Source organism: Mycobacterium xenopi (genome assembly GCF_009936235.1).
In the GTDB taxonomy this organism is placed as follows: domain Bacteria; phylum Actinomycetota; class Actinomycetes; order Mycobacteriales; family Mycobacteriaceae; genus Mycobacterium; species Mycobacterium xenopi.
This window is the reverse complement of the sequence record NZ_AP022314.1, coordinates 4460965-4474243: the sequence shown is the minus strand read 5'-3', so window position 1 is coordinate 4474243 and position 13279 is coordinate 4460965. Positions and strand designations below refer to the sequence as shown.

The following is a 13279-nucleotide window of genomic DNA, read 5'->3' as shown; positions in this document are numbered from 1 at the left end:
ACTCGAATGGAGGTGTCGTGGACTCTTTCAACCCGACCACCAAGACCCAGGCGGCGCTGACCTCGGCGCTACAGGCGGCATCGGCCGCCGGGCATCCCGAGATCCGGCCCGCTCATCTGCTGATGGCCCTGCTGACGCAGAACGACGGGATCGCCGCGCCGCTGCTGGAGGCAGTCGGCGTCGAGCCCGCCACCATCCGCGCCGAAGCTCAGCGACTTATAGACCGGTTACCGCAGGTCACCGGGGCCAGCTCGCAGCCGCAGCTGTCCCGCGAATCGCTGGCCGCGATCACCGCCGCCCAGCAGCTGGCCACCGAGATGGACGACGAATACGTCTCCACCGAGCACCTGATGGTCGGCCTGGCTACCGGTGACTCCGACGTCGCCAAGCTGCTCAATGGCCACGGCGCGTCCCCGCAAGCCCTGCGGGAGGCGTTCGTCAAGGTGCGCGGCAGCGCGCGGGTCACCAGCCCCGACCCGGAGGCCACCTACCAGGCGCTGGAGAAGTACTCGACCAACCTGACCGCAGCCGCCCGCGAGGGCAAGCTCGACCCGGTCATCGGGCGTGACACCGAGATCCGCCGCGTGGTGCAGGTGCTGTCAAGGCGCACCAAGAACAACCCGGTGCTCATCGGTGAGCCCGGTGTCGGCAAGACCGCGATCGTCGAGGGCCTGGCCCAGCGCATCGTCGCCGGCGACGTGCCGGAGAGCCTGCGCGACAAAACGATCATCGCCTTGGACCTCGGCTCGATGGTGGCCGGGTCGAAGTACCGCGGCGAATTCGAGGAGCGGCTGAAGGCGGTGCTCGAGGACATCAAGAACTCCGCCGGCCAGATCATCACGTTCATCGACGAGCTGCACACCATCGTCGGCGCCGGAGCGACCGGCGAAGGCTCGATGGACGCCGGCAACATGATCAAGCCGATGCTGGCCCGCGGCGAACTGCGGCTGGTCGGGGCGACCACGCTCGACGAGTACCGCAAGCACATCGAAAAGGACGCGGCCTTGGAGCGCCGCTTCCAGCCGGTGTACGTCGGCGAGCCCTCGGTCGAGGACACCATCGGCATCCTGCGCGGCCTCAAGGACCGCTACGAGGTGCACCACGGGGTGCGGATCACCGACTCGGCGCTGGTCGCGGCGGCCACGTTGAGCGACCGTTACATCACCGCGCGCTTCCTGCCGGACAAGGCCATCGACCTGGTCGACGAGGCCGCGTCGCGGTTGCGGATGGAGATTGACTCGCGCCCGGTCGAGATCGACGAGGTCGAGCGGCTGGTGCGCCGGCTGGAGATCGAAGAGATGGCGCTGGCCAAGGAGGAGGACGAAGCCTCGCGCGAAAGGCTGGAGAAGCTGCGCGCCGAGCTGGCCGACCAGAAAGAAAAGCTGGCCGAGCTGACCACCCGTTGGCAGAACGAGAAGAACGCCATCGACACCGTCCGCGAGCTCAAGGAACAACTGGAGAGGCTGCGCGGTGAGTCTGAGCGCGCCGAGCGCGACGGCGATCTGGCCAAGGCCGCCGAGCTGCGCTACGGGCGCATCCCGGAGGTGGAGAAGAAGCTCGAGGCCGCGCTGCCGCAGGCACAGGCCCGCGAGGCCATGATGCTCAAGGAAGAGGTCGGCCCCGACGACATCGCCGAGGTGGTGTCGGCGTGGACCGGTATTCCCGCCGGGCGGCTGCTGGAGGGCGAGACCGCCAAGCTGCTGCGGATGGAAGACGAGCTGAGCAAGCGGGTCGTCGGGCAGCGCAGGGCCGTGCAAGCGGTCTCGGACGCGGTGCGGCGCAGCCGGGCCGGCATCTCCGACCCGAACCGGCCGACCGGGGCGTTCATGTTCCTCGGCCCGACCGGTGTCGGTAAAACCGAGCTGGCCAAGGCGCTGGCCGAGTTCCTGTTCGACGACGAGCGCGCCATGGTGCGCATTGACATGAGCGAATACGGCGAACGGCACTCGGTGGCACGCCTGATCGGGGCCCCACCGGGCTACGTCGGCTACGAGTCCGGTGGCCAGCTGACCGAGGCGGTGCGCCGACGGCCCTACACGGTGGTGCTGTTCGACGAGATCGAAAAGGCCCACCAGGACGTGTTCGACGTGCTGTTGCAGGTGCTCGACGAGGGCCGGTTGACCGACGGACAGGGCCGCACGGTCGACTTCCGCAACACGATCCTGATCCTGACGTCCAACCTGGGGTCGGGCGGCAGCGAGGAGCAGGTGATGGCCGCGGTGCGGGCGACATTCAAGCCGGAGTTCATCAACCGGCTCGACGCTGTGCTGATCTTCGACGGGCTCAATCCCGAAGAGCTGGTGCAGATCGTCGACATCCAGCTCGAGCAGCTGGGCAAGCGGCTGGCGCAGCGGCGGTTGCAGCTGGAGGTGTCGCTTCAGGCCAAGCGCTGGCTCGCGCAGCGCGGGTTCGACCCAGTCTACGGGGCGCGTCCGCTGCGGCGGCTGGTGCAGCAGGCCATCGGCGACCAGCTGGCCAAGATGCTGTTGTCCGGTCAGGTGCACGACGGCGATACCGTGCCGGTCAACGTCAGCCCCGACGGCGATTCGCTGATCCTCGGCTGACACGGCCGAACAGACGCAGAATCGCACCCGAGAGGCTCCGAGCGTGCGATTCTGCGTCTGCTCGCGTGCGGTGGCTAGCAAACCTTAATTCGGTTGTGACCTGCTCACATTCCCCGTTCTGGGCTAACAGCAGATACGCTAGCCGGGATGGTCCCGCTGTGGTTCACGCTCTCCGCGCTGTGCTTCGTCGGCGCGGCGGTGCTGCTGTACGTCGACATCGATCGGCGTCGCGGGCGGGGCAGGCGGCGTAGGTCGTGGGCGCGCTCCCACGGCTTCGACTACGAACCGGAGAACAGCGAACTGCCCAAGCGCTGGAAGCGCGGTGTGATGTCGACCGTCGGTGACGTCCCGGCCTACAACGTCGTGCTGGGGCAGATTCGCGGCGAGGCCGTCTACATCTTCGACCTCGAAGAGGTTGCCACGGTGATCGCGCTGCACCGCAAGGTGGGCACCAGTGTCGTGGTCGACCTGCGGCTCAAGGGCCTCAAAGAGCCTCGGGAGAGCGACATTTGGCTCCTCGGGGCGATCGGGCCGCGGATGGTGTACTCCACCAACCTCGACGCTGCGCGGCGAGCATGCGACCGGCGGATGGTCACTTTCGCGCACACCGCGCCTGATTGCGCCGAGATCATGTGGAACGAGCAGAACTGGACATTGGTGAGCATGCCGATCTCGAGCGGCCGGGCCGAATGGGACGAGGGTTTGCGCACCGTGCGGCAGTTCAACGACTTGCTGCGGGTGTTGCCGCCGGTGCCCCAGCAGATGTCGCAGCCTGCGCCCCGCCGTAACGCCGCGCCAAGCCGCCCGCTGGCTGCCGCCGCCCGCGGCGATCTGGCGCCTCGGCGCGCCCCGGATGGCGTTCGTCGCGCGCCGGCCGAACCTGCCCGCCCCGACAAGGGTCGCTCAGCACCCACTCAGCGCCCGCCCACCGGGCGAAAGGGCCAGCAGGCGCCGCACTACCAGCGGTGACGGGTGCCCGGCCCGCGTCGTCGTCTTCGCTACGCTGTCGGTCATGCCCCGTCCTGTCGCCCTGATCACCGGGCCCACGTCCGGGATCGGCGCCGGGTATGCGCGACGCTATGCCGCCGACGGCTTTGACCTGGTGCTGGTGGCGCGTGACACCGAACGGCTGGCGCAGCTGGCCGGTGAATTGCGCGACGAGGCCGGTTGCGGTGTCGAGGTTTTGCCCGCCGACCTGGCCGACGCCGCCGACCGCGGCAAGGTCGCCGACCGGCTCACCGCCGGGGTGCGGGTGCTGGTCAACAACGCCGGCTTCGGCACGTCCGGCGAATTCTGGACCACCGATCCCGCCCTGCTCCAGGCCCAGCTGGACGTCAACGTGACGGCGGTGATGCAGCTGACCCGGGCCGCTTTGCCGCCGATGCTCGACGCCGGTGTCGGCACGGTGATCAACGTGGCCAGCGTTGCCGGACTGCTCTCCGGCCGCGGCTCGACATACTCGGCTTCGAAGGCGTGGGTGGTGTCGTTCACCGAGGGCCTGGCCGGCGGGCTGAAGGGCACAGGAGTCGGCGTGCATGCGGTATGCCCCGGCTACGTGCGTACCGAATTCCACTCGCGGGCGGGGATCGACATGGCGTCGCTGCCGTCGTTCATGTGGCTCTCTGTCGACGACGTGATCCGGGAGAGCATGGCCGACATCGCCCGCGGAAAGGTGATCAGCATCCCCGGCGTGCACTACAAGGCGCTGGTCGCGGGCATACGGATGATGCCGCGCACCGTGGCGCGGGCCGCGGTGAACGCGATGGGCCGAGGCCGTGGCCGCACCTGACTTGGCCAACCGCGAGGAGTTGGCCGAGCTGGTGCGCCGGCTTTCGGTGCGGCGCGGGCGCTTTACCTTGTCGTCGGGAAAGCAGGCCGACTACTACGTCGATTTGCGCCGCGCGACGTTGCATCACCGCGCCGCCGCGCTGATCGGCCGCTTGATGCGCGAGCTCACCGCCGACTGGGACTATGCCGCGGTCGGCGGCCTGACGCTGGGCGCCGACCCGGTCGCGACCGCCATCATGCACGCGCCCGGTCGCCCGATCGACGCGTTCGTGGTGCGCAAATCGGTGAAACCCCATGGCATGCAACGACTTATCGAGGGCGCCGACGTGTCCGGGTTGCGGGTGCTGGTGGTCGAGGACACCAGCACCACCGGCGCGTCGGCGCTCACGGCGGTGCGCGCGGTGCGCGACGCCGGCGGCGACGTGGTCGGGGTGGCCACCGTCGTCGACCGCGGCACCGGTGCCGCGGAAGCCATCCAAGCCGAGGGCCTGCCCTACCGCAGCCTGCTGGGCCTGGCGGATCTGGGATTGCATTAGATTTGTTGCGCGCCGTGCGGGCTTTCATTGCGATGGTGGCGACGCTGGCCGCGGTGTGTTCGGCGGCCTGCTCGAGCGCCGGCCGGCACGACAAGATCTACGGCGCGCAGTCCGTGCAGCTGGGGCAGTCGGTGGCAGTGTTGGGCTGGAACATGTCGGTGTCGAACCTGCGCTGGAACGCCGACTACGTGCTCGTCGACGTCGACGCGGCCCCGAGCGACTTGGCGGCACCGCACGCCAAACCCGAGGACATCCGGTTCGGGCTCTACGGTGCGCTGGCGCACCCGATGGAGTCCACCGGCATCGGCAGCTGCGAGGGCGCGAAAAACATTGTGGTGCAATCATTGTCGGCGCCGACGCCGGATCGGCTCAGCGGCACGGTATGCCTGGGGCCGTTGAAGGACCGCAGCGCCGTGCGCGGCGTGTACACCTATTCGCCGCGCGACCGGATCCCCGGCACCACGGCGGCCTATCCGGCGGCGTTTCCGGTGGGAATGTTGCCGACCAACCAAAACGACACCGGCCTTGTGGTCAAGACGACCAGCGTGTCGGCGTGGCGCGCCGACGGCACCCAACTCAGCCAGGCCTCGCTTGGCGATCCCGGAGTGTTCGCTGGCGACGGCTACATGCTGCTGGGATTGTCGGTTGACGCGGTGGCGGCCCGCTACCGTGACGACTCGGCGGCGCGCGGCGGCCCGATGATGCTGCTGGTCGCCCCGACGCTGCCCGGCCCGGGGCTGAGCCCGGCGTGTGCCGCCTACGGCGCGTCGGTGTTGATCTTGCCGGAGGCGTCGCTGGACGCGGTCCACGTCAGCCCGTCGCTGTGCACGCAAGGTGAGATCAACGAGGCCGTGTTGTACGCCACGGTGTCGGTGGTGGGCACCCATGCCGCAGTGTGGACGGTGAAATGAGCGATCCCGGCCCGACCGAGTGGGGCGTGTCAGGCAGCGGCGTCGGGCCGTGGCAGGGCCCGCTGCCCAGCGACCCGCGCTATGACCCGGTGTTGTTGCGCGAGGGGGATGCTCGCAACGTCGTCGACGCCTACCGCTACTGGACCCGCGAGGCGATCATTGCCGACATCGACAAGCGGCGACACCCGCTGCACATTGCGATCGAAAACTTCGGCCACGACGCCAATATCGGTGCGGTGGTGCGCACCGCCAACGCGTTCGCCGTCGACACCGTGCACATCGTGGGCCGGCGGCGCTGGAATCGCCGCGGCGCCATGGTCACTGACCGATACCAGCGGCTGCGCCACCACGACACCACTGCCGAGCTACTCGACTTCGCCGCAGCCGCCGGGCTGACCGTCGTCGCCGTCGATAACGTTCCCGGCGCAGCACGCCTGGAGCAGACCGGGCTGCCGCGACACTGCCTGATGGTTTTCGGCCAGGAAGGCCCCGGCATCACTGACGAAGCCAAAGCGGGTGCGGCGCTGACCGTGTCGATCGCCCAGTTCGGGTCGACGCGCAGCATCAACGTCGCCGTCGCCGCCGGAATCGCGATGCACGCCTGGATCGCCCAGCACGCAGACATCGACCGCGCCTGGTAGGGCAGGATTTGCAGACATGGAACAGGTATGGGCAAACCGAGCCGCCAGCGCCGAAGCGGCCGTCACACAACGACACCTCAAACGGTTGTGGGCGCTGCCGGGCACCCAGCTTGGTGTGGTGGCCTGGCCGCCGGCACGGCGCGACCGGTTGTTCGGTCATTGGCACTACTGGTGGCAGGCGCACCTGTTGGACTGCCTGGTCGATGGACAGCTGCGCGACCCAAAATCTGAGCGGCGCACAAGGATTCGCCGTCAGATCCGCTCGCACCGGCTGCGCAATGTGGGCAGGTGGATCAACGACTATTACGACGACATGGCATGGCTGGCGCTGGCCATCGAACGTGCCTGTCGAGTGACCGGCATCGACCGCCACCGCGCGCTAAACAAGCTGACCGACCAGTTCGTCAAAGCCTGGGTACCCGAGGACGGCGGCGGCATCCCATGGCGCAAACAGGACCAGTTCTTCAACGCCCCCGCCAACGGCCCGGCCGGAATCTTCCTCGCCCGTTACGGGGATCGGCTCAAGCGGGCGCAGCAGATGGCCGACTGGATCGACGCGACCCTGATCGACCCCGAGACGCATCTGGTGTTCGACGGCATCAAGGGCGGTTCGCTGGTGCGCGCCCAATACACGTACTGCCAGGGGGTGGTGCTCGGCCTGGAAACCGAATTGGCCGCGCGCACAGGCGATCCGCGACACGCGCCGCGGGTGCATCGGCTGGTCGCCGCCGTCAACGAGCACATGGCACCGGGAGGGGTGATCAAGGGCGCCGGCGGCGGCGACGGCGGCCTGTTCGCCGGAATCACCGCCCGCTATTTGGCGCTGGTGGCCACCACGCTGCCGGGGACCGCCGCCGAGGACGTCACCGCCCGGGATACCGCGCGCTCGCTGGTGCTGGCCTCGGCGACCTCGGCGTGGGACTACCGTCAGACGGTCGACGGGTTGCCCTTGTTCGGTGCGTTTTGGGATCGCACCGCCGAACTGCCCACCGTGGCCGGCAAGCAGGCGGAATTCGTCGAGGGCGCCGTCACCGGCTCGGAGACCGCCGAACGGGATCTCTCCGTGCAGCTGTCCGGGTGGATGCTCATGGAGGCCGCCTATAGCGTTACGGTCGGCGACGATGCAGAGCGCGGAGCGCGATGAGGAGGAGCGGGCCAATCGGGCCACGGTCGGCGACGATGCAGAGCGCGCAGCGCGATGAGGAGGAGCCGGCCAATGGGGCCAGTCGGTGACAAGTAGAGGAGCAGCTACGTGAACAAAGTCCACCCCGACGCCGTGTCGGCGCTGCAAGGCCTGCTAAAAGACGGCATCACCGTCGCGGCCGGCGGCTTCGGCCTCTGCGGCATTCCGGAGAACTTGATCCGCGCGCTGGTCGACAGCGGTGTCAAGGATCTCACCATCGTCGGAAACAACGCTGGCGTGGACGATTTCGGCATGGGCCTGCTGCTCAAGGGCCGGCAGGTGAAAAAGGTGATCGCCTCCTACGTCGGCGAGAACAAGGAGTTCGAGCGCCAAGTGCTGGCTGGCGAGCTGGACCTCACCCTCACCCCGCAGGGCACCCTGGCGGAGAAGTTACGCGCTGGCGGCGCAGGCATTCCCGGTTTCTATACCCGTACGGGCTACGGCACTGTCCTGGCTGAAGGCAAGGACACCCGGGTCTTCGACGGCACCGAATACGTACTCGAAGAAAGCATTCGTGCCGATTTGGCCATCGTCAAGGCGTGGAAGGGCGACAAAGCGGGCAATCTCGTGTACCGCAAGACCGCGCGTAACTTCAACCCGATGATCGCCACCTGCGCCGAAGTCACGGTGGCCGAAGTAGAAGAGCTGGTTGAGGTTGGCGAGCTCGATCCCGACCTGGTTCATACCCCCGGCATCTATGTGGATCGCATCATCGAAGGACGCGACTACGAAAAGCGCATCGAGTTTCGCACCACCAGCGGTGGTGCCGCGCTGAAGAACCACAGCCCCATCCGGGAGTTGATGGCCAGGCGCGCCGCCCGGGAATTGCGCGACGGCTACTACGTGAACCTGGGCATCGGGATTCCGACGCTGGTGGCCAACTTCATTCCCGAGAACATCAACGTGACATTGCAGTCGGAGAACGGCCTACTCGGCATCGGTTCCTACCCGACCGAAGACGAGGTCGACCCCGACCTCATCAACGCCGGCAAGCAGACCATCACCGCGATTCCCGGGTCGAGCTTTTTTTCCAGCGCCGATTCGTTCGCCATGATCCGCGGCGGTCACATCGACCTGTCCATCCTCGGCGGGCTGGAAGTGGCCGAAAACGGAGACCTGGCCAACTGGATGGTGCCAGGCAAGATGGTCAAAGGGCCCGGCGGTGCGATGGATTTGGTGTCGGGCGTCAAACGCGTGATCGTGGTGATGGATCACACCGCCAAAGACGGCAGCCCGAAGATCCTCAAGCAATGCACGTTGCCGGTCACCGGCAAGGGCGTCGTCGACATGATCATCACCGACCTGTGTGTCTTCGATGTCAAGCCGGGGCAGGGGCTTACGCTCACCGAACTGCATCCCGGGGTGACGGTCGAGGAGGTGCGCGCCAAGACCGGCTGCGATTTCCGGGTGGCGATCTGACCTATTCCGGCAGCGGCACGGGCTCGTCCTTGGAGGCGCGGCGACGGTTCAGATAGGCCCGCCCGGCCGAGATGAACGCAGGCATGAGTGACACGAACAAGATGCCCAGGATGATCGTTTCCAGGTTCTTGTTGACGAACGGCACGTTGCCCAGGAAGTAGCCGGTCAGCGTCGCACCCGCGCCCCAGGCGATGCCGCCGACGATGTCGAATCCCAGAAACAGCGGGTAGCGCATGTACGACACCCCGGCGACTACCGGTACGAACGTCCGCACGAACGGCGCGAAGCGGGCCAAGATCACCGTCACTGGCCCGTACTTCTCGAAGAACGCATGCGACTCGGTCACGTAGTGCTGTTTGAAGAAGCGGGAGTCTTCCTTTTTGAACAATGCCGGCCCGATCCGCCGGCCGATGAAATACCCGGTCTGGTCACCGAGCACCGCCACAATCGCGACGCAGGTAGCCAATACCTCGATGCTGACCGGTGGATGCGCGCTGGCTGCCAGCAGGCCACCGGTGAACAGCAGCGACTCGCCCGGCAGCAGCGGGAACATCAGCCCGGTCTCGATGAACACGATCAGCAAGATGCCGGGCAGCACGGCGTGGCCGAACACACCGTGGGCGCCCAACCAGTACATGGGGTCCAGCAGGTTGGGTAAGGCCAGCACGGCGGTGTCCATGACGTCACAACATACAGGGGTTGGCTGCACGGGCTGTTTAACGTGACGGGCTTCTTGGGATACTGGGGGGCACAGGCCCGCGCGTGGACCCCTGCTGATCTCGTGAGGAAGGAAGTTTCATGCCTATCGCAACGCCCGAGGTCTACGCCGAGATGTTGGAGCGTGCCAAGCAGAATTCGTACGCGTTCCCGGCCATCAACTGCACGTCGTCGGAGACCATCAACGCCGCACTCAAAGGTTTCGCCGACGCCGGCAGCGACGGCATCATCCAGTTCTCCACCGGCGGCGCGGAGTTCGGCTCCGGGCTCGGGGTAAAGAACATGGTGACCGGCGCGGTGGCGTTGGCCGAGTTCGCCCACATCGTCGCGGCCAAGTACCCGATCAATGTCGCGCTGCACACCGACCACTGTCCGAAGGACAAGCTGGACGGCTACGTGCGCCCGCTGCTGGCCATCTCGCAGGAGCGGATCTCCCAAGGCAAGAACCCGCTGTTCCAGTCGCACATGTGGGATGGTTCGGCGGTCCCGATCGACGAGAACCTCGCCATCGCCCAGGAGCTGCTCAAGGAGGCGTCGTCGGCCAAGATCATCCTGGAAGTCGAGATCGGCGTGGTCGGTGGTGAGGAGGACGGCGTCGTCGGAGAAATGAACGAGAAGCTGTACTCCACCCCGGCCGATTTCGAAAAGACGGTGGACGCGCTGGGCACCGGTGAGCACGGCAAGTATCTTCTGGCCGCGACGTTCGGCAATGTGCACGGCGTCTACAAACCCGGCAACGTCAAGCTGCGGCCCGAGATTCTCGCCGAGGGCCAGAAGGTGGCGGCCGCCAAGCTGGGCCTGCCGGCCGGCTCGAAGCCGTTCGATTTCGTGTTCCACGGCGGGTCGGGCTCGCTGAAGTCGGAGATCGATGAGGCCGTGCGCAACGGCGTGGTGAAGATGAACGTCGACACCGACACCCAGTACGCGTTCACCCGCCCTGTCGCCGGCCACATGTTCACCAACTACGACGGTGTGCTCAAGGTGGACGGCGATGTGGGCCGCAAGAAGGACTACGACCCGCGCAGCTACCTCAAGAAGGCCGAAGCGTCGATGACCGAGCGGGTGATCGAGGCCTGCAACGACCTGCACTGCGCTGGAAAGTCGCTGTCCGGCTAAATTACGCGAACACACTCGAAAGCCCCCAATTTCGTTATGAAATGGGGGCTTTCGCGTCTTCTTGCGTGTCGAGCTAGCCGCTGGACTGGCAGATCTTCCACTGGTTGTCGCGAAACTGCAGGTCGAAGCTGCGGGTTGAGCGGACCTGCGGGTCATATGCCATGAACGCCGTGACGTTGGCCTCGGCATGCTCCCCGTTGACGACAACCTGGTCGATGCTGGCCACCACCGGGTACTGCTTGGCCGCCGCGATCTTCCGGTAGGTCTCCTGCCAGGCCTGCTCGTCATAGTTGACGTAGCCGTCGCGTGCGCTGCCACAGGTGATGCCGCGCAGCGTCGCCAGGTTGCCGGTTTGCACCGCGACGTCGAAGTTTTGGATGGTGGTGCGGACCTGGTCCTCTTGGGAAACCTTGTGGTGTTTTCCGCGGGTCAGCAGCACGGTGCCAAGGACGGCGACCGCGGCCAGCGCCAGAATGATCAGGATCAGCGCCAGCACCCAGCCCCAGCTGCGTTGGACGGTGGGCCGCAGTTTCGCACCGAGCCGAGGCGGAATCACTTGTGGCGTCGCCGTTTTCGGCGGCGTGTTCATCGGGCTTATCGGTTTTGGTTGGGGCGTTTCCTGCCGCGTGCGGAAGACCTCGGTGGCCGGCTCCGCGGCGGTTTCGATGACCACCGTCTCCTTGGCGTCGAAACCCGGTGCGGTGAAGCGACGTTCACCGCGTTTGCGTTGCGGTTTGGCGGCTGGGTGCTCGTCCTCCCGCTCGGGCTTGGCCATTACCTCGGTGGCTGGCTCGGCATCGCCACCAGCGGTCGGGTAGCTCTGGGTCACCTCGTCGTCGGGTTCGGGCTTCGCCGTCTGCTCGTCGGCCGGGCCGGCCTCGGATGCGACCCGATCGGAACCGTCCTCGTTGTTGACGGCGTCTGGCTCGAGTCCGGCCGCGGTCGGCGTGTCGTCCCGGTCGGGCTCTGATGGGGTGGGCATGGGCGCTGCTGTCCTCCGGCTGTTAAGTCAGTATTTGGAGCTTAGCGACCCTGGAACGCATTTGATGTGCCTGACGATAATGCTGCGCCGCACAACGGCACAATGAAACCCGTGACCGCCGGCGACGACGCACGCGAATGATGAGGAGGAGCGGCGCTGATGGCACCGACGCGTGATCTTTTGGGACCCGACCCGATCCTGCTGCCCGGCGACCGCGACGCAGAGGCCGAACTGCGCGCCAACCAAAAGCCCGCCATCGTCGCGGCCGCGCACCCAGCGGCCTCGGTCGCGTGGGCGGCCCTGGCCGAGGAAGCGCTGGCCGAGGACAAGGCCATCACCGCCTACGCCTTCGCCCGCACCGGTTACCATCGCGGCCTCGACCAGCTGCGTCGCAACGGGTGGAAGGGCTATGGCCCGGTGCCGTATTCGCACGAACCCAACCGCGGATTCTTGCGCTGCGTGGCCGCGCTGGCGCGGGCGGCCGACGCCATCGGAGAGACCGACGAGTATCAACGCTGCCTGGAGCTGCTCGACGACTGCGATCCGCATGCTCGCGCCGAGCTCGGGCTTAGCTAGCTAACGCAGGTCGTCGACGATGTAGACCTCCGGCCTGCTATAGGCCGGCGCGTCGGGGCGATGCATCGCCACGCCATAGGCGTCGGCCCGAAAACCCCTGTCCAGCATGCTGCGATAAGCCCGGCTGCGACCAACGTTGACCCCGGCCTGCAGCCGGCGCAGGCCCTGTTGTGCGGCCAGCGTCTCACACGCGTCCAGGACCAGCCCGAAAACGCGCTCCGCGTCGGCGCCGGGTCGCGCCGCCGCGAACTTGACGTAACAGGCTTGGGCGCCGGCTTCGGTTCCCTCGCCGAGGTGACACACCGCAAATGCGTCGACCGAATTCCCGTTCCACAGCAGCACCGTTTCACCAAGCTGCTGCTCATGAACGGACCGGATTTCGGCGCTGACGTCCAGGCCGTCGTAGATCGAACTGGTGAGGTGGCGGCAGGCGTCGACTGCTGCGGTCTGCTCGGTCTTGGTGGTTTCCGAGTATCTGGTGAACGACGCGGACTTCGACGCCGGCGACTTGGCCAGCAGCGCGGTCAGGAACCGAGGCCAGAACCCGAACTTCTGATAGAGGTGGATGTGCTCGACGCTGTTGGCGAACGTGAACAACGCTGTGGCCGTGACGTTCCAGGAATCGATCACGTCAATCGTGGCGCGCATTAGCTGCTGCGCGATGCCCCGATTCCATAACGCAGGCTCGACGGTCAGTGGGCCGACGAAGGCGAAGCTTCCCCACCTGGTGGCCAGGTTGGAGCCGACCACCGCGCCGTCCAGTTCCGCCGCGAGGGCTGCACTGGGATCCGTGCGCCAGCGGCTCCGCACGTACTCGCGATCGGCCCAGAAGCTATCCGGATCGGG

General features: G+C 66.9%; 13 protein-coding genes. 10 read left to right on the top strand and 3 right to left on the bottom strand.

Going from position 1 to position 13279, the window contains the following annotated elements:
- Positions 1–17: 17 nt before the first annotated feature.
- The 8 genes from clpB (at position 18) to MYXE_RS21440 (ending at position 9042) form a co-directional block, all read left to right on the top strand.
- Positions 18–2564 (top strand): ATP-dependent chaperone ClpB, encoded by a 2547-nt coding sequence (gene clpB / locus MYXE_RS21475; protein ID WP_003922462.1) that lies wholly within the window; start codon positions 18–20, stop codon positions 2562–2564.
- Between the two features lie 147 nt (positions 2565–2711).
- Complete coding sequence (gene ttfA / locus MYXE_RS21470) at positions 2712–3533, top strand: trehalose monomycolate transport factor TtfA (protein WP_003922463.1); 822 nt, start codon at positions 2712–2714, stop codon at positions 3531–3533.
- Positions 3534–3576: 43 nt separating this feature from the next.
- A complete protein-coding gene (locus MYXE_RS21465; protein WP_085193177.1) occupies positions 3577–4353 on the top strand; it encodes an SDR family NAD(P)-dependent oxidoreductase in 777 nt (258 codons plus the stop codon).
- Positions 4340–4888, top strand: coding sequence for an orotate phosphoribosyltransferase (gene pyrE, locus MYXE_RS21460; protein ID WP_085193175.1), 549 nt, complete (start codon positions 4340–4342; stop codon positions 4886–4888). The genes MYXE_RS21465 and pyrE overlap by 14 nt, the downstream gene beginning before the upstream one ends.
- A 14-nt stretch (positions 4889–4902) precedes the next feature.
- Positions 4903–5799 carry a hypothetical protein gene (locus MYXE_RS21455; protein ID WP_085193263.1) on the top strand — a complete coding sequence of 299 codons (897 nt, stop codon included), beginning with the start codon at positions 4903–4905 and terminating at the stop codon, positions 5797–5799.
- Positions 5796–6440, top strand: coding sequence for a TrmH family RNA methyltransferase (locus tag MYXE_RS21450; RefSeq protein ID WP_085193173.1), 645 nt, complete (start codon positions 5796–5798; stop codon positions 6438–6440). The genes MYXE_RS21455 and MYXE_RS21450 overlap by 4 nt, the downstream gene beginning before the upstream one ends.
- 16 nt (positions 6441–6456) lie before the next feature.
- Complete coding sequence (locus tag MYXE_RS21445) at positions 6457–7584, top strand: glycoside hydrolase family 76 protein (RefSeq protein ID WP_003922468.1); 1128 nt, start codon at positions 6457–6459, stop codon at positions 7582–7584.
- A gap of 108 nt (positions 7585–7692) precedes the next feature.
- Positions 7693–9042, top strand: coding sequence for a 3-oxoacid CoA-transferase (locus MYXE_RS21440; protein WP_003922469.1), 1350 nt, complete (start codon positions 7693–7695; stop codon positions 9040–9042).
- 1 nt (position 9043) lies between these two features.
- Here MYXE_RS21440 and MYXE_RS21435 read toward each other — a convergent pair whose 3' ends face one another.
- Positions 9044–9721: a VTT domain-containing protein gene (locus tag MYXE_RS21435; protein WP_003922470.1), complete on the bottom strand. Its 678-nt coding sequence runs from the start codon at positions 9719–9721 to the stop codon at positions 9044–9046.
- A 119-nt stretch (positions 9722–9840) separates the two neighbouring features.
- Between MYXE_RS21435 and fbaA the strand changes: the two genes are divergently transcribed.
- Complete coding sequence (gene fbaA / locus MYXE_RS21430) at positions 9841–10875, top strand: class II fructose-bisphosphate aldolase (RefSeq protein ID WP_003922471.1); 1035 nt, start codon at positions 9841–9843, stop codon at positions 10873–10875.
- Between the two features lie 73 nt (positions 10876–10948).
- Here the strand turns inward: fbaA and MYXE_RS21425 are convergent, their stop codons facing one another.
- Positions 10949–11857 (bottom strand): Rv0361 family membrane protein, encoded by a 909-nt coding sequence (locus MYXE_RS21425; protein WP_003922472.1) that lies wholly within the window; start codon positions 11855–11857, stop codon positions 10949–10951.
- Between the two features lie 159 nt (positions 11858–12016).
- On the opposite strand from MYXE_RS21425, the gene MYXE_RS21420 reads away from it, so the two are divergent.
- A complete protein-coding gene (locus MYXE_RS21420) occupies positions 12017–12433 on the top strand; it encodes a DUF3151 domain-containing protein (RefSeq protein WP_003922473.1) in 417 nt (138 codons plus the stop codon).
- On the opposite strand, the gene MYXE_RS21415 is transcribed toward MYXE_RS21420, so the two are convergent.
- Complete coding sequence (locus MYXE_RS21415; protein ID WP_003922474.1) at positions 12434–13243, bottom strand: GNAT family N-acetyltransferase; 810 nt, start codon at positions 13241–13243, stop codon at positions 12434–12436.
- Between the last annotated feature and the right edge of the window lie 36 nt (positions 13244–13279).

What these genes read in the sequence shown, in the direction of transcription:
- MYXE_RS21425 (WP_003922472.1), bottom strand. Translation starts at nt 11,857, where the DNA reads ATGCCCACCCCATCAGAGCCCGACCGGGACGACACGCCGACCGCGGCC.
- MYXE_RS21420 (WP_003922473.1), top strand. Translation starts at nt 12,017, where the DNA reads ATGGCACCGACGCGTGATCTTTTGGGACCCGACCCGATCCTGCTGCCC.
- ttfA (WP_003922463.1), top strand. Translation starts at nt 2,712, where the DNA reads ATGGTCCCGCTGTGGTTCACGCTCTCCGCGCTGTGCTTCGTCGGCGCG.
- MYXE_RS21435 (WP_003922470.1), bottom strand. Translation starts at nt 9,721, where the DNA reads ATGGACACCGCCGTGCTGGCCTTACCCAACCTGCTGGACCCCATGTAC.
- MYXE_RS21450 (WP_085193173.1), top strand. Translation starts at nt 5,796, where the DNA reads ATGAGCGATCCCGGCCCGACCGAGTGGGGCGTGTCAGGCAGCGGCGTC.
- fbaA (WP_003922471.1), top strand. Translation starts at nt 9,841, where the DNA reads ATGCCTATCGCAACGCCCGAGGTCTACGCCGAGATGTTGGAGCGTGCC.
- MYXE_RS21465 (WP_085193177.1), top strand. Translation starts at nt 3,577, where the DNA reads ATGCCCCGTCCTGTCGCCCTGATCACCGGGCCCACGTCCGGGATCGGC.
- MYXE_RS21445 (WP_003922468.1), top strand. Translation starts at nt 6,457, where the DNA reads ATGGAACAGGTATGGGCAAACCGAGCCGCCAGCGCCGAAGCGGCCGTC.